The 16,543-nt window shown below is 64.0% G+C and carries 12 protein-coding genes; 6 read left to right on the forward strand and 6 right to left on the reverse strand.

Annotated elements, in window-relative coordinates:
* Positions 1-30: 30 nt before the first annotated feature.
* Together OKW28_RS05380 and OKW28_RS05385 are read right to left on the reverse strand one after the other, a co-directional pair.
* Positions 31-1,251 carry an efflux RND transporter periplasmic adaptor subunit gene (locus tag OKW28_RS05380; protein ID WP_429444091.1) on the reverse strand — a complete coding sequence of 407 codons (1,221 nt, stop codon included), beginning with the start codon at positions 1,249-1,251 and terminating at the stop codon, positions 31-33.
* A gap of 34 nt (positions 1,252-1,285) precedes the next feature.
* On the reverse strand, positions 1,286-2,152 hold the full coding sequence (locus OKW28_RS05385) for an alpha/beta hydrolase (RefSeq protein ID WP_429444092.1): 867 nt from the start codon (positions 2,150-2,152) through the stop codon (positions 1,286-1,288).
* Positions 2,153-2,327: 175 nt separating this feature from the next.
* Between OKW28_RS05385 and OKW28_RS05390 the strand changes: the two genes are divergently transcribed.
* The 3 genes from OKW28_RS05390 (at position 2,328) to OKW28_RS05400 (ending at position 5,162) form a co-directional block, all read left to right on the forward strand.
* Positions 2,328-3,332, forward strand: coding sequence for a LysR family transcriptional regulator (locus tag OKW28_RS05390; RefSeq protein WP_018423444.1), 1,005 nt, complete (start codon positions 2,328-2,330; stop codon positions 3,330-3,332).
* Between the two features lie 211 nt (positions 3,333-3,543).
* Positions 3,544-3,849, forward strand: coding sequence for a DUF4148 domain-containing protein (locus tag OKW28_RS05395; protein ID WP_429444093.1), 306 nt, complete (start codon positions 3,544-3,546; stop codon positions 3,847-3,849).
* A 332-nt stretch (positions 3,850-4,181) separates the two neighbouring features.
* Positions 4,182-5,162 carry an aldo/keto reductase gene (locus OKW28_RS05400; protein WP_429444094.1) on the forward strand — a complete coding sequence of 327 codons (981 nt, stop codon included), beginning with the start codon at positions 4,182-4,184 and terminating at the stop codon, positions 5,160-5,162.
* Positions 5,163-5,301: 139 nt separating this feature from the next.
* Here OKW28_RS05400 and OKW28_RS05405 read toward each other — a convergent pair whose 3' ends face one another.
* The 4 genes from OKW28_RS05405 to OKW28_RS05420 all read right to left on the reverse strand — a co-directional run bounded on the left by OKW28_RS05405 (position 5,302) and on the right by OKW28_RS05420 (position 13,301).
* The gene (locus OKW28_RS05405; RefSeq protein ID WP_429444095.1) at positions 5,302-6,207 is read right to left on the reverse strand and encodes a cation diffusion facilitator family transporter; all 906 of its coding nucleotides are present in this window, start codon (positions 6,205-6,207) and stop codon (positions 5,302-5,304) included.
* A gap of 172 nt (positions 6,208-6,379) precedes the next feature.
* Entirely contained in the window at positions 6,380-11,218 is a 4,839-nt protein-coding gene (locus OKW28_RS05410) for an NAD-glutamate dehydrogenase (protein ID WP_429444096.1), read from the reverse strand.
* Between the two features lie 188 nt (positions 11,219-11,406).
* A complete protein-coding gene (locus tag OKW28_RS05415; RefSeq protein ID WP_429444097.1) occupies positions 11,407-12,267 on the reverse strand; it encodes an alpha/beta fold hydrolase in 861 nt (286 codons plus the stop codon).
* Positions 12,264-13,301: a M14 family zinc carboxypeptidase gene (locus OKW28_RS05420; protein WP_429444098.1), complete on the reverse strand. Its 1,038-nt coding sequence runs from the start codon at positions 13,299-13,301 to the stop codon at positions 12,264-12,266. The genes OKW28_RS05415 and OKW28_RS05420 overlap by 4 nt, the downstream gene beginning before the upstream one ends.
* A 312-nt stretch (positions 13,302-13,613) precedes the next feature.
* Between OKW28_RS05420 and phnC the strand changes: the two genes are divergently transcribed.
* The 3 genes from phnC to phnE are packed head-to-tail and all read left to right on the forward strand — an operon-like array spanning position 13,614 to position 16,371.
* A complete protein-coding gene (gene phnC, locus OKW28_RS05425) occupies positions 13,614-14,498 on the forward strand; it encodes a phosphonate ABC transporter ATP-binding protein (protein WP_429444099.1) in 885 nt (294 codons plus the stop codon).
* Positions 14,499-14,557: 59 nt separating this feature from the next.
* Positions 14,558-15,535: a phosphonate ABC transporter substrate-binding protein gene (gene phnD, locus OKW28_RS05430; RefSeq protein WP_429444100.1), complete on the forward strand. Its 978-nt coding sequence runs from the start codon at positions 14,558-14,560 to the stop codon at positions 15,533-15,535.
* The gene (phnE, locus tag OKW28_RS05435) at positions 15,532-16,371 is read left to right on the forward strand and encodes a phosphonate ABC transporter, permease protein PhnE (protein WP_429444101.1); all 840 of its coding nucleotides are present in this window, start codon (positions 15,532-15,534) and stop codon (positions 16,369-16,371) included. The genes phnD and phnE overlap by 4 nt, the downstream gene beginning before the upstream one ends.
* Positions 16,372-16,543 lie beyond the last annotated feature (172 nt).

The following is a 16,543-nucleotide window of genomic DNA, read 5'->3' on the forward strand; positions in this document are numbered from 1 at the left end:
CGTTGGAGCATGCGCGTTGGAGCATGCGGCTCACGAATTGCCTTTCGCGCCGGCCTCGGCCTTGGCACGCGACTGCGCGAGCGCTGCGCTGTTCGGGTCGTCGTCGGTCATCATCGGCACCATGTGCGCGCGCACCATGTCGCCTGGACGCACGCGCTGAACGCCGTTGACGACGATCCGATCGCCCGGCTTCAGGCCGTCGTTGACGACGCGCAGATTGCCTTGCATCGAACCCGTCGTGATCCCGCGATAAACGACGTGGTTGCCCTGATCGACGACCAGCACGAACTTCTTGTCCTGGTCGGTGCCGACCGCGGCATCGTCGATCAATAGCGCCGGATGCGGTGCGCTGCCCCCCACCTTGACGCGCGCGTAGAGGCCCGGAATCAGCGCGCCGTCCGCGTTGTCGAACTTCGCGCGCACGCGGATCGTGCCCGACGACGTGTCGAGCCGGTTGTCGACCGACTCGATCGTGCCGCTGCGCGAGTAGCCGGATTCATCGGCGAGACCGAGTTCGACCGGCACCTTGCCGCCGTCCTTCGCGCGGCTCAGGTATTGCAGGTAGGTCTGCTCGTCCGCGTCGAACGACGCGTAGATCGGCGACACCGACACGAGCGTCGTCAGCGGCACCGAACTGGCGCCCGCCGACACCACGTTGCCGACCGTGATCTCCGCGCGCGACACGCGGCCCGACACCGGCGCGACGATCTTCGTGTAGCCGAGATTGATGCGCGCGGTTTCCAGCGCGGCTTGCGCGGCCTTCAGGTTCGCGCTCGCCTCACGCGCGGCGTTCTGCTTCTCGTCGTAGTCGCGTTTGGCGATCGCGTTGTCGACGATCAGCCGTTGCGCCCGTTCCCAGTCGCTTTGCGTGTAGCCGGTGCGTGCCTGCGCGGCCGCGAGCTGTGCTTCCGCGCGATCGACTTCGGCCGCGTACGGACGCGGATCGATCACGAACAGCGTGTCGCCCTGCTTCACGAGCGCGCCGTCCTTGAAGTTGACTGACACGATCGTGCCCGGCACCTGCGAACGCACGTCCACTTTCTGCACGGCTTCGAGACGTCCCGAATAGGACTGCCAGTCGGTGATCGTCTTCTGCACGACGGTCGCCACGTCCACTTCCGGCACGATGGTGGGTGCGGCCGGCGAGCTCGCATCGACACGAATTGCGCCGAAGGTGCCAAGCCCGGCAAGAACGACGACGACCACGGCGGCTAACGCCACGCGGCGGCGGGAAAGAGGAAGGATAGTCATGTGTAGCTCCCGGTATCGTTGATTGAATTTCTGTTTATCGATGAGCGCGCGCGTCGAAGCGCCACTGGAAAAAGCGCACCGCTTCCTGCAAAGCGGGCGGATGATCGGCGAGCGCCGCGTGCGACACGCTCGGAAAGCGCACCACCTGGGTCTGCACGCCCGCGTCGATCAGATTGCTTGCATACTTCTCGGCCTCGACGTGCAGCACGTCGTTCTGCGCGGTCGCGATCAGCGTGGCCGGCAAGCCGGCGAGCCGCGACGATTCGAGCGGCGCTGCATACGGATGCATGCGCTGAGACGCTTGCGGCAGATACGCGCGATAACACGCGGCGCACTCGCGCGCGGTGATATCCGAACCGAGCCGCTGCTCGTCGCCGAGCCGCGTCAGGCTCGGATCCAGCATCGGGCCGAACAGCGCCTGCGCGCTGATCGGCACGTCGCCACGATCGCGCGCGATGAACGCGAGACAATTGGCGAGTTGGCCGCCCGAGTCATGGCCCGCCACGCCGATCTTTCTGCTATTGCCACCAAACGCCCGCGCCCGCGTCTGCACCCACAGCGCCGCGCGATGCGCGTCTTCCGGCGCGGCCGGAAACGGAAACCGCGGCGCGAGCGAATAGCCGACCGACACCACGAGCGCCGGTAAGTGTTCTGCGAAATACCGCGCGGCGAAGTCCGCGCACTCGATCGAACCCTTCGTAAAACCGCCGCCGTGAAAATAAAGCAGTACCGGCAATACGGTTTTTTTCGTCAGCCGATACAGGCGCAATGTAATGGGTTGAGCGTACCCATCGATTCCCACGTCGGTGACTTCAAGTGTCGGGTCGTTGGCCTCAGCGCCAGTGTCTTCGGCGGAAACGCCGGTGGAAAAAGGCGGGTACGGCGATTTGAATGCATCCATGTCGAGCCGCGCAAATGCGCATAGAACTTCAATGGTGCGAATTGTGGGTTCGGCAGACTCGTAAATAAATGCCTATAATCCGGCAACACAATTCGGTGCCTTTGAACAATCCCGTTGTGATTGTTTTCGCGGACTCCATTCCCGCCTGTGCACCTGCCCCTTCTGGAGGTTTGCAATGGACCGGCTTCAGGCCATGCAAGTGTTCACGCGCGTCGTCGACACCAACAGCTTTACCCGCGCAGCGGAAACGCTCGACCTGCCGCGCGCATCGGTTACTACGATTATTCAGAACCTCGAAGCGTTTCTCGGCACGCGGCTGATGCACCGGACCACCCGCCGTCTGTCGCTGACGCCCGATGGCGCCGCGTACTACGAGCGCTGCGTGCGCATCCTCGCGGACGTCGAAGAGACCGAGGCGAGTTTCCAGAGCGGCAATAAGAAGCCGCACGGCAAGCTACGCATCGACATGCCGGGCTCGATTGGCCGTCTGCTCGTCATTCCGTCGCTGTGCGAATTCCACACGCGCTATCCGGACATCGATCTGCAACTGGGCCTGACCGACCGGCCCGTCGATCTGCTGCAAGAAGGTGTGGATTGCGTGGTGCGTGTCGGCGCGTTGCAGGATTCGTCGCTGGTCGCGCGCCGCATCGGTCTGTTCGAGGGCGTGACCTGCGCGTCGCCCGACTACATCAAGCGCGCGGGCGTGCCCGCTTCTCTCGAAGATCTCGACAATCACAAAGCCGTCAACTACTTCTCGAGCCGCACGGGACGCACGCTCGACTGGGCGTTCCTGGTGAACGGCAACGAAGTGGAAGTGAAGATGAAAAGCATCGTGTCGGTCAACGACGCGGATGCCTACGTGACCTGCGGACTCGAAGGCTTCGGCCTGATTCAGCCGGCGCGCTTCATGGTGCTGCCGCATCTGGGCTCGGGTCAGCTCGTCGAAGTACTGCCGGACTTGAAACCCTTGCCGATGCCGATTTCGGCAGTCTATCCGCACAGTCGTCATCTGTCGCCGAAAGTCCGCGTTTTCGTAGACTGGATCGCGGAGCTGTTCGATCGTTGCCCATTGCTGAGCGGACGCGGCACTCTCGACGCCACCTGCACGAAGCGCACGTTCGAGCAGCGCGAGTCCGCGCCGGCACTCGACACGCCGGTGATGACCGAATGGGTCGCATGAAGTACGGGAAGTGAAACAGTGAATTCCAGCCGCGGCGCCAATGCCGCGGCAACCGTGCAATCGCACGGCCCCGATGAAGGCTCGCTCGCGATTGTTCCTGAATCGCGACAATTCATTTCGCAAAACCGCGATTTATCCACACCGCGTCGACGTCTACATTTCACCCTGTCGCAGCGCCATCGCGCTGCCAATGAATCGACAGGAGTGAATCATGAAACGCAATCTGTTGGCAGGCCTCGCTCTGTCGCTGCTCGTCAGCGTTCCGGCATTTGCGCAAGGCGGCGGCGGTATCGGCCGCGCGGGAACGTATGACACGCAACCGGCGCCGACCGCGAGCACGAAGACACGCGCCGAGGTCAAGACCGAACTGGTCGCCGCGTATCGCGACGGCTCGCTGCCCTCACTGAATCGCACCTCGTATCCGGACAAAGGCCTGATCGGCCAGACGCAAGCCGCGCGCATCGCGTTGCAGGAAGGAACGAACGGCGAAGTGACGCGCGTTGCGAAGGGCCAGTAACGAGTTAGAAGAAGTTGATTCAGAACCCGGCGCGCTTGCGGTGCAAAACTGCGCGCCTCTTCATCAAGGAGCACATCATGACACCATCGGAACTCGACAACTGGAATACCGACACGCCCGTGTGGACACCGTATCGCCCGGTACAGCATTGAGCGTTGGCTGTCGTTCACGGCACTCGCCGTCATGCGCCCGCGAAGTGGCTTTGCGGGCGCGTTTGCATTGAAGCGATCGAAAGCGGTGCGGCCCGTGACGACGCGCTTGCCGTCGTTTCCCTATAATCGAACGTCCTTCCCTCGCAGCGGGTTTGTGCGCTTCACTATAGGAGCAACACGATGGATTATGTGAAACTCGGCCGCACCGGCCTCGATGTATCGCGTCTCTGTCTCGGCTGTATGAGTTATGGCGTACCCTCGCGCGGCACGCACCCCTGGTCGCTCGACGACGAAGCCGCGCGGCCCTTCATCAAGCAGGCGCTCGATCACGGCATCAACTTCTTCGACACGGCCAACGTCTATTCGGACGGCACCAGCGAGGAAATCGTCGGCCGTGCGCTGAAGGACTTTGCGAAGCGCGATGAGATCGTGCTCGCCACCAAGGTCAATAGCCGCATGCATCCGGGCCCGAACGGCGCGGGGCTGTCGCGCAAGGCGATCATGGCGCAGATCGATAACAGCCTGCGGCGGCTCGGTACCGACTATGTCGACCTGTATCAGATCCATCGCTGGGACTACGGCACGCCGATCGAAGAAACGATGGAAGCGCTGCACGATGTCGTGAAAGCCGGCAAGGCGCGCTATCTCGGCGCGTCGTCGATGTACGCATGGCAGTTTGCCAAGGCGCTGCAGGTGGCTGAGCGCAATGGCTGGACGCGCTTCGTGACGATGCAGAACTACGTGAATCTGCTGTACCGCGAGGAAGAGCGCGAAATGCTGCCGCTGTGCGAAAGCGAAGGCATCGGCGTGATTCCGTGGAGTCCGCTTGCCCGCGGACGCTTGACGCGCGACTGGGACACCGAAAGCGCGCGCTCCGAAACCGATGAATTCGGCCGCACGCTGTACGCGCACACGCAGGAAGCGGATCGGCGTATCGTCGAGCGGGTCAGCGAGATCGCGAAAGAGCGCGGCGTGCCTCGCGCGCAGGTTGCGCTAGCGTGGGTGCTGCAGAAGAAGCCGATTACCGCGCCGATTGTCGGTGCTACCAAACTGCATCATCTCGACGATGCGGTTGCGGCGCTCTCGTTGAAGCTCAGTGACGAAGAAGTTCACCGGCTCGAAGAACTGTATGTGCCGCATGCGGTGGCGGGGTTCGAATAAACGCTGTGAAGCGTACTGGCATCCAGTCGGGACGGGCGGAATGACCCGCGATCGCAGCGCAGGTCGCTTCGCCTGCGCTCGCCTCCTCTCGTCCGCGGGCTTCATGGACCCGATTCATGCCCGATTGGAGAAGTCTTCTTTAATTGCGCGGCACATCCGGTTCGAAGAACACCCAGCGCACCTGAGGAAACGTGGCCTGCAGGTCGGCCTCGATGACGTTGATCGCATCGACCATCGCGCGGCCGCTCGCATAGTCGATCATTTCCGCCTGCACCGCCACCACCACGTGACGCCCCCACTGCAGCGTGATCATGTTGATGATGCCGCGAATCTCGGGACGCGCGCGCAGATGCGCGTCGATGGCGCTGCGCACTTCCGGGCTCGCCGATTCGCCGACGAGCATCGACTTCACTTCACGCGCGACGAGCCACGCGATCGTCATCAGCAGAAGACCGACCCCCACCGAGCCGAGCGCGTCATACACGGGGCTGCCGGTCACCATCGTCGATAGCACCGCGACGAAGGCGATCGCAAGACCGAATAGCGCGGCGATATCTTCGCCGGCCACGACCAGCAGATCCGATTCGCGCGTCTCGCGAAACCAGTGCCACAGATTTTTATCCGGATGCGTCTTGCGAATCTCCTTGACCGCGCCCCACAACGATAGCGATTCGAGCACCACCGACACACCGAGCACCGCCAACGCGACGAACGCATATTGCAACGGCTCGCGCGCAATCAGTCGATGTACGCCCTCATACACCGAAAACGCACCGCCGACAAAAAACAGCAGCAACGCAACCAGCAGCGAATAGAAGTTGATTTCGCGGCCGCTGCCCATCGGATGCAAAGGGCTCACCGGCTTGCGCGCTGCGCGCAGTCCGAATAGCAGCAGCAGTTGATTGCCGCAGTCGGCGGTGGAGTGAATCGCTTCGGCGAACATCGATCCGGAGCCGGTGAACGCCGCCGCGGCGAACTTGCAGACGGCGATGCCGAGGTTGGCGGCAAGTGCGTAGAAAATGGCTTTCGGCGATTCTTCTTTCATCTGCTGGCAGGGGTCGGTGAGTGGGCTGGGTATTTTTGGGTATTGCACGAGCGAAGTGATCGGCAAGTACTCGATATTATGGATGACAACGACACACCCGCTCGCAGGAATCGGACCTGATGTGCCGTCGTGCCGCCAGCTCCCCAGGCGTCCTTTGCACCGTTCGTGCGGCTCACGCCCTCTCGAGCGCCGCCATCTCCCGTACGACAACCAGCAGCACCGAAAGACTCGCGCCGCCCGTCGCGCGCAGATCGGTCAGCAGACGCGTATAACGCTCGAGCTGTGCCGCGCGATTGTCGCGCCACGCTTGCACCAGCGAATCGGGCGTCGACGCATCGGTCGCGCCGGCCAATGCGCTCGTGGTCAGCGCGCGCTTGAGCCGCGCGAGTTCGGCGAGCGCCGATGCGCGCGCGAGCATGTCCCAATGCGTCGGCGCCGGCAACGAGGCGGCGCGCTCGCTGATCCAGCTGTAATTCAGCAGCGTGCCGAGCGCGAAGTAGACGCCCGCGACCTGTTCGAGATTGCGCCCGCACGTCGACGCGACTTCGGCGATATCGAGCAGAGCGGCCGACACCTCGCCGCTCGCGATACGCACCGCGAGATCGCTATCGACACCCGCATCGACGAACACCCGTTGCCGCTCCGACAACGCTTCGAGGTCCGCGCCAGGCAACAGCGCCGGCCATTGTGGCGCGAGACGCTGCGCGGCGTCGCGACAGCGCGCGAGCAGGCCGGTCACGTCGTCGCCGGCCGCGCCCGTTTGCAGATGCCGCAGGAACCACAGCGCCGAACGTTCGACGAGCCGCGCGACCTCCGCGAACATGCGTGCCTGCACGTCGTCGGGAACGCGGTTGTCGAGCGCGTCGATGCTGCGCCAGATCTGATCGAGATCGAACACGTCGCGCGCCATGATGCACGCGCGCACGATGTCGCCGGGCTGTGCATCGGTCTCCTCCATCAGCCGATGCACGAACTCGCAGCCGACGCGATTCACGAGCGCATTGGTCAGATGCGTCGCGAGGATTTCACGGCGCAGCGGATGGCGCTGCATCGGTTCGCGGAAACGCTGCCGCAGAGGTTTCGGAAAGTACTCGATCAACATATCGCTGACGAGCGGGTCTTCCGGCATCGACGATTCGAGCAGCGCGTCATAGAGCCACATCTTGCTGTACGCGAGCAGCACCGCGCGCTCGGGTGTCGTCAGTCCCTGCTTCGCGGCCGCGCGCTCAGCGATGTCCTCGTCGGTGGGCAGAAACTCGATCACGCGATTGAGCCGCCCCGCCTTCTCCAGATAGCGCATCAGGCGCGCTTCGGCATCGAGCAGCTCCACGCCAAAACGGCCCGCGATCGACAAAGCCTGGGTCTGATAGTAGTTGTCCGTCAGCACGAGCAGGCCGACTTCATCGGTCATTTCGGCAAGCAACGCATTGCGCTGCTTCTCCGTCATCTCGCCGTCGGCGACGACGAGGCCCAGCAGAATCTTGATGTTGACCTCGTGATCCGAGCAATCGACACCGGCCGAATTATCGATCGCATCGGTATTGATGCGGCCGCCGCGCTGCGCGAACTCGATGCGCCCGAGTTGCGTCAAGCCGAGATTGCCGCCCTCGGCCACGACCTTGCAGCGCAGATCCGCGCCGTTCACGCGGATCGCGTCGTTCGCGCGATCGCCCGCCTGCTGATTGGTCTCGCGGCTCGCCTTCGCATAGGTGCCGATGCCACCGTTGTAAAGCAGATCGACCGGCGCCTGCAGAATCACGCGCATCAGCTCGGCCGGCGAGAGCGCCGCCGCGCTGATCCCGAGCGCCGCCTGCACCGCCGTCGACAGCGGAATCGTCTTCGCGCTGCGCGGGAACACGCCGCCACCGGCCGAGATCACCGACGGATCGTAATCGGCCCAGCTCGAACGGTCGAGCATGAAGAGCCGCGCGCGCTCCGCCATGCTCGCCGCGGGATCGGGATTCGGATCAAGAAAGATATGGCGGTGATCGAACGCGGCGAGCAGCTTGATATGCGGCGACAGCAGCATGCCGTTGCCGAACACGTCGCCCGACATGTCGCCGACACCGACCACCGTGAAGTCCTCGCTCTGCGTGTCGACGCCGATTTCGCGAAAGTGCCGCTTGACCGACTCCCACGCGCCGCGCGCGGTGATGCCCATCTTCTTGTGGTCATAGCCGACCGAGCCGCCCGACGCGAACGCGTCGTCGAGCCAGAAACCGTATTCCTGCGAGATCGCATTAGCGTAGTCGGAAAACGTGGCCGTGCCCTTGTCGGCGGCGACGACCAGGTACGGGTCGTCGGGATCGTGGCGCACCACGTCAGGCGGTGGCACGACGTCGGTGCTCGCCAGATTGTCGGTCACGTCGAGCAGGCCGCGCAGGAAGGTCTGATAGCACGCGACGCCTTCGCGCATCCACGCATCGCGCTCGCTCTGCGGCGGCGGATTCTTGACGACGAAGCCGCCCTTCGAGCCGACCGGCACGATCACCACGTTCTTCACCATCTGCGCCTTCATCAGGCCGAGCACTTCCGTGCGGAAATCCTCGCGCCGATCAGACCAGCGCAGGCCGCCGCGCGCGACGCGCCCGCCTCGCAGATGGACGCCCTCGATGCGCGGCGAATAGACCCAGATCTCGAACATCGGTTTCGGCTCGGGCAAGCCGGGCACCTGGGCGGGATCGAACTTGAACGACAGATACGGCTTCGGTTGGCCCAGAGCGTCATGGCGGTAGTAGTTGGTGCGCTTGGTCGCCTTGATCACGCCGAGGAACTGCCGCAGGATGCGGTCTTCGTCGAGATTAGGCACCTGGTCGAGCGCGCTGTCGATCGTCTCCAGACAAGCGTTGATGCGGGCCTCGCGTACCGCGCCGAGCGCCGGATCGAAGCGCGCGATGAACAGGTCGACGAGCATGCGCGCAATCGCCGGATTGCCGGTCACCGCGCGTTCGATATACGCGTCGCTGAACGTCGAACCGACCTGTCGCAAGTACTTCGCGTAAGCGCGCAGAATCGTCACCTCGCGTGCATTGAGCTGCGCGCGCAGCACGAGGCGGTTGAAGTCGTCGCTTTCGATCGTGCCGGTCCACACCTGCTCGAATGCCTGTTCGAACAGATCCTTGACCCGCTCGATGTCAAACTCGGTATCGTCCGCGAGTTCGAGGCCGAAGTCGTGGATCCAAGCGGGCATCGCACCGGGCGCCTCGATCAGATAAGGCCGCTCTTCGTCGACGCGCACCCCCAGATGTTCGAGCATCGGCAAGCTGCGCGACAGTGCGATCGGCAGCCCCGCGCGATACACCTTGAAACGGAACGCGCGCGGTCCCGATTCGATCGGCCTGTATAGGTTCATCGCGAGCCGCTCGCTGCCCTGCACGCGCTCGATCAGTTCGATATCGCGCACGGCCGTGCGCGCCGGATAGTCGTCGCGATAGCCGGCCGGGAACGAATCGGCGTAGTGCTGCAGCAAGCGGTTGCCCTGTTCTTCTCCGTACGCGTCGAGCAATGCGTCGGCCAGATCGTCCTGCCAGCGTCGCGCGACCTGCACGAGGCGCGCTTCGAGCTCGCGCGTGTCGACGCTCGGCATGCCGCCCGCTTTGGCATGGACGACGAAATGAATTCGCGCGAGCGTCGACTCCGACAGCAGCGGCGTGAATTCGACGTTCTCACCATTGAATGCGTCGGCGAGCAGGTTCGCGATACGCTGCCGCAGATCGGTGTTGTACTTGTCGCGCGACACGAACACGAGGCACGATACGAAGCGATCGAAGCGATCGCGCCGCACGAAAAGCCGCGTGCGCTGATGCTCCTGCAAACGCAGCACGCCGAGGGCGGTGTCGTACAGCTGGTCCTCGTCGGCCTGGAACAATTCGTCGCGCGGATAGGTCTCGAGCACCGTCACCAGCGATTTCGCCAGATGACCTTTCGGCAGGAATGCGGCGCGTCTGACGATATTTGCGCATTTGCGCCTCACGATCGGAATCTCCGCGGCCGACACGAAATAAGCGGTCGACGTATACAGGCCGATGAAGCGCCGCTCGCCCGTCACCTTGCCATCGGCGCCGCTCAGCTTGATGCCGACATAGTCGAGATAGCCGGGCCGGTGCACCGTGGCGCGCGAATTGGCCTTAGTCAGAAAGATCGGCAACGACCCGGAGATGATCTCCGTGGCCGCCGGCGGCAACGGCGTGACTTCCGCCGCGCCGCCCGGCTGCTGCGCATCGCGCAGAATGCCGAGACCGGAGCCCGCGACCGCCCGCAAACCGTAGCCGCCGTCGTGCTGCACCAGTTCGTAATCACGGTGGCCGAGGAACGTGAAATGATCGGCGACCATCCATTCGACGAACGCGCGCGCTTCGACGCCCTCGGGACCGGTTTCGCGCACCTTCATATCTTGAATGGTCTGCTTCGCGCGTTCGATGATCTTCGGCCAATCCTCGACCGCCGCGCGCACGTCGCCGAGCACGCGCGCGATGTCGTCGCGCATCGCGTCGAGTTTTGCGGCATCGCCACAACGATCGACCTCGAAATGGATGCACGAGGTCAGATGCGAGCGCGTATCGCCGGCTTCTTCGGCACCTTGGCTCACGCGCGCGATGCTGCCGTCCGGCGCGCGCCAGACCCGAAATACCGGATGGACGACCGAATGCAGCGCGAGCCGATGCCGGTTGACCGACATCGAGACCGAATCGACGAGGAACGGCATGTCGTCGTTGACGATTTCGATCACCGTGTGATCGGAATGCCAGCCATGCTGTTCGAGGATCGGGTTATACACGCGCAGCCGCTGCTCGCCCGGCACGAAGCGCTGCGCGGTCTGCCAGTGGGCCAGCGCCGCGCCGTACAGATCGGCGATCGAGCGGCTTTGAAGATCGCCCGCGTCGACGAAATCGTAGTAATGCCGCAGGAAGGGCTCGACGATATTGAAGGTCGGCTCCGGCAACCGCCCCCGCGCAAATTCGACAACATCGTTCAGCAGGTGTGTGACGGCTTCTTCGTTCTTTGCTTGCATGATCGACTCCCCTGGCTGGCGGCAATGGTGAGTATCGCGTGATTCGCAGGCAACGTCTGACTTGGAATTATGCGCCTGCCGTACGCGATACGGCCGTTTCGCGCAGTCAGGTAATACCCGCTGACCGGTCGTCGAAGAATCGCGAGGCTCTGCTCGCATCGCTGCGGCGCGGCAACGCCGTGCGCGGCTCAACGCGCGGGCTTTGCGGGCGCCGGTGCCGGCGCGGCCGTATCGCTATTCTCGGCGCGCTGGGTGAGCCACGCGCGAATCTGCGCGGCCGTCCACGCGGGATCGTCATGAGGTAGATCGTGGCCGGCCCACGGATGCTTGCGATGCGGCGCGCCCCACGCCGCCGCGAGCTTCGCCGAACAGACCGGGTTGACGAGCCCATCGGCTTCCGACGACAGAATCAGCAGTGCACACTCCGGCGTGGCGGGCGCCGCGCTAAAGCACGCGGCCGCCCACAATTGCCGCAGCGCATTCGCGCGGCTCACCGGCGCGCTGCGGCGAATCGCGGTCCAGGCAGTGAGATCCGCGCCCAAGGTGTGGAGGTTATTGCACGTGAGTCGATGGATGCCGCTCTCGGCATCGGCGGCATCGCTCCAATGCGCCGCGACGCCGAGCAGACCAAGCCACGCCGACGGCCGCAGCCGCTCGTGCATGCGGCTGAATGGCCGCATGCTCGTATTGATCAGCACGAGCCGTTCGATCTCGCCGGGATGACGCTGTGCCCAGTGGGTCGCGACCATGCCGCCGAGCGACATCGCGAGCACGTTGTAGGGGCCCGGCACACCCGTTTCGAGCGCTGCCTGCCGCACGAATGCGACCATGTCCGCGACGCTCGCGGGCGCGCGCCCCCGCACGTATTCACCGTTGCCAGGCAGATCGAGCAGCAGCAAACGCAAGCCGGTCGTGCTCGTAGCGGCTGGGGTTGCATCGCGCAAGCGATCGCCCGAAATTTGACCTAGGGTTTCGCGCAACGCCGCTGGCAAGCGCCCCCAATGCCGCGTTTCCCGCGTCAGTCCGCGCAGCAGAATCCATGTGCTCATACGCGATTCGGCCTGTACCAATGATCGAGCGCGCTTTGCAGCAACTGCTCGCGACGGTTGCCTTGCGGAAGCCAGCGCTGCGCCGAAAACGCCGCGCGCGCGAGGAAGTCGAACAGGTTCGCATGGCGCCGCAGCACGCGCGCGGTGCGATGCTCCATGACCGGATTGAACATGCCCTGCCGCGAAAACAACTGCCGCGGGTTTTTCTTGATCCACAGCCACGAGCCGAGTTCGAGCGTCATCGGCAGAAAGACGTTCGGCGCCGGCGTGCGGTCATACGCGTAGTCCCACAGATCGCCGTGCACCAGATACTGATGGCTTTGCGGCTCGAACGTGTAGCCGTGATGCGGATGCGCGTGTTCGAACATGCTCTTCAACACGTACATTTCGGGCAGATGCGGCATTTGCCGGCGGGTTCGGGCGTACGGAAACCAGATGCTGTCGCTCCAGCCGTAGCCGGAATGGCAATCGAGCGCGATGCTCAGCGGCCGCGCGGCGAGCTGCGTCTCGACTACATGCAGCAGCGCGGCCGCCTCGACCTCCATCGGCTCGCCCGCGCGGCCGCGATACCAGGGCAACCACGCGCCGACGCGCTGGCCGCCCGCCAGCAGTGGCACGCGCGCGTCGGCGTCTTGCGGTGCGTTGCGCATCAGGTCGACGCCGTGCGGATTCGCGCGCGTCGCTGCCCACATGCCGCCGGGATTCGCGATCGGTAAAAAGATCAGCCGGATGGACTGCAATTGCCGCACCAGCAATTCGTCCCATTCGAGCCGAGAGAGCAGCGCGCGCATATAGTCGAGGACGAGTTGCGAGCCGATTCGCTCGAGCCCGTGAATCCCCCCGAAAAAGCCAATGGCTGGCGCGAGCGGATCGGATGAACCGATGCTCGCGGTGTAGATGGAAAAGCGCCGGCCGCGTACCTCGGTCTCGCAGACCGCGCGGATTTCGAAGCTCGCCCTGCCCTGGTCGAGTATCGACTTGAGATCTTCATATTCGGCAAAACTGTCCGGAAGAAAGCTCAAAGGAGTCGGCATGACGGCATGACCGGAGTGTCGGGATTATTAAGGACGGCCGGAAAACCCGCACTATAGCCTGGCTGTGTGTCAGCACGCGCGAGCGCGCACGTGTGCAGGCGAATCGTGTCATCCGTATGTCACTTTCCGTTCGAATCATTGACTTCGCTCTGACTTCGTTTTGCCATCCCGACGACACATGACACAGCGGAAAACGCGACGCACAAAGATGTAGTCGTCTAGACGTTGCGATGCCTTCACTCAACCGTCACAGTCGCTTCCTAGAATGAGCCCACACCTGCCGGCAGTGGCCGGATGCAAGAGGGAATACAGATGGAAGCGATCCGTGAAGCCATTCGAATCGAGCGTTTGAGCAAGACGTTCGGTAACGGCCGCAAAGCGCTCGACGAAATCGATCTGCGCGTCGCGCCCGGTGAAATGGTCGCGCTGATCGGCGCGTCCGGCTCGGGAAAATCGACGTTGCTGCGGCATATCGCGGGCTTTACCGCGTCGGACGCGCAGCCGTCGCGAATCGAGATTCTCGGCCGGCCGATCCAGCAGAACGGCCACATCGTGCGCGAGGTGCGCAGCATTCGCCGCGACATCGGCTTCGTGTTCCAGCAGTTCAATCTGGTGAACCGGCTGTCGGTCGAAACCAACGTGCTGATCGGCGCGCTCGCGCGCCTGCCGTGGTGGCGGCGCCTCTCCGGCCGCTTCCCGCGCGCGGAACGCGCGCTGTCGCGGGCCGCGCTGCACGAGGTCGGGATCGGCGAATATGCGCGCGAACGGGCCGCGAACCTGTCGGGCGGTCAACAGCAACGTGCCGCGCTCGCACGGGCGCTCGTGCAACGTGCGCAAATCGTGCTCGCCGACGAGCCGATTGCCTCGCTCGATCCCGAGTCGTCACGCCGCGTGATGGACATGCTGCAAGCGCTGAACGTCGAGCACCGGATCACGGTGCTGGTGTCGCTGCATCAGGTCGACATCGCGATGCAGTACTGCGCGCGCACGGTCGCGCTGCGTCGCGGCAAGGTGGTCTACGACGGCCCTTCCAGTGCGCTGACACCGGCGCTGCTAAAGAAACTCTACGGCGGCGATGCGCGCGAACTGCTCGACGACGCGACGCACGACGCAGACGAAACTCACGACGAGCCTGACACCCCCGACACCGCCGCCGCGCGCTACGCGTTCGCGTTGAACGCCGCGCCGTCGAACTGAACCGCGCACGCTGTCGCGCGCTTTTGATTCTCTCCGTCCACTCAACCGGATCTCAACCGATGAAATTCCTGCGCTCCCTGATCACGCTCGCGGCCGGCGCTGCCGCTTTCGCCTGCATCGCCGCGGCCCACGCCGAGGACATCAACCTCGGGATCATCTCGACCGATTCGTCGGCGGTGCTCAAGCAACGCTGGGAACCGCTGATCGATGACATGAAGAAACAGACCGGCCTGAACGTGAAGGCATTCTTCGCGACCGATTACGCGGGCATCATCGAAGGCATGCGCTTCAACAAGGTGCAGGTCGGCTATTTCGGCAACGCGTCGGCGATCGAAGCCGTCGATCGTTCGGGTGGCGAAGTATTCGCGAAAGCGCAGCACGCGAACGGCGACAGCGGCTACTACTCGCTGCTGATCACCAACGTGAACAGCCGCTTCAAGACGCTCGACGACGTGTTCAAGGACACGAAGAGCGTGACGCTCGGGTTCGGCGATCCGAACTCGACGTCGGGCACGCTGGTGCCTGGCTACTACCTGTTCGCGAAGCACAACGCGCCGGTCAACACGTCGTTCAAGAGCGTGCTGCCGTCGAGCCACGAAGCGAATCTGCTGGCCGTCGTCAACAACAAGATCGACATCGCGACCAACAACAGCATGATGATGGAAACGCTGAAGCGCGAGCATCCGGACAAGTTTGCGCAGGTGCGCGTGCTGTGGACCTCGCCGCTGATTCCTTCGGACCCGCTCGTGTGGCGCAAGGATCTGCCGGAAGCGACGAAGGACAAGCTGCGCAAGTTCTTCCTGAACTACGCGAAAACCGATTTGCACGAAAAAGCGGTGATGGCCGGCATCACCGAGTACAGCGGCTTCGAGGCATCGTCGGATCGGCAACTGCTGCCGATTCGCGAGATCGTGCTGTTCCAGCAGAAGCAGAAGATCGAGAACGATGCACATCTGTCCGATAGCGACCGCAAGACGCAATTGGCCGCTCTCGACGCGAAGCTGAGCGCGCTCAGCAACGCACAGTCGAAGCAATGAACTCCGCCGATCTGACCACGTCGCCCGCGCGCGCGAGCGAAGCGGCCGCCGCGCGGGCGGCGCAAGCGAAAGATCGTGCCGGCAAGCGCAACTGGTGGTCGTTGCTCGGCTGGATCGCGGTGCTCGCGGTACTCGGCGGCGCGTGGCACGGCGCCGACATGCGGCCGCTCGATCTGCTCGGCGACTCGGCCAACATGGGCCAGTTCGCCGCGGACTTCTTCCCGCCCGACTTCACCGAGTGGCGCAGTTACGTGCACGAGATGTACGTGACGCTGGCGGTCGCAATCTGGGGTACCGCGCTCTCCCTCGTCTGCGCGGTGCCTTTCGGCCTGATGTCAGCGCACAATCTCGCGCCGCAGTGGGTCGTGCAGCCGATGCGCCGCCTGATGGACGCATGCCGCGCGATCAACGAAATGGTCTTCGCGATGCTGTTCATCGTCGCGGTCGGCCTCGGGCCGTTCGCCGGCGTGCTCGCGCTGTGGGTGCATACGACGGGCGTGCTCGCCAAACTGTTCGCAGAAGCGGTCGAGGCGATCGATCCGCGCCCGGCCGAAGGCGTGCGTGCAACCGGCGCGACGCGCCTCGACGAAATCGTCTATGCGGTGCTGCCGCAAGTGCTGCCGCTGTGGATCTCGTACGCGCTGTATCGCTTCGAGTCGAACGTGCGCTCGGCGATGGTGGTCGGCATGGTCGGCGCGGGCGGCATCGGCGTCGTGCTGTACGAAGCGATCCGCTCGTTCAACTACGCGCAGACGGCCGCGGTGATGATCATGGTGATCGTCGTCGTGACAGTGATCGATCTCGGCTCGGCGTGGCTGCGTGAACGGGTGATCTGAGGATGGCGCGCGTCGCGCGCGGCACTGAGCGGCCGGATTCAAAACGGACAGCACGGGCGAAGCGCACTGCCGCTCCTCCCGTTTTTTCCGCGTCACCTGCACTCGGTGCTGCAGGGGGGTGATCTCGATCACCGGGCGATGCCAACACTTCTTCGGCGCCTCATACCGCCGC

The organism is Paraburkholderia sp. 40, assembly GCF_050434105.1.
Classification (GTDB): domain Bacteria; phylum Pseudomonadota; class Gammaproteobacteria; order Burkholderiales; family Burkholderiaceae; genus Paraburkholderia; species Paraburkholderia tuberum.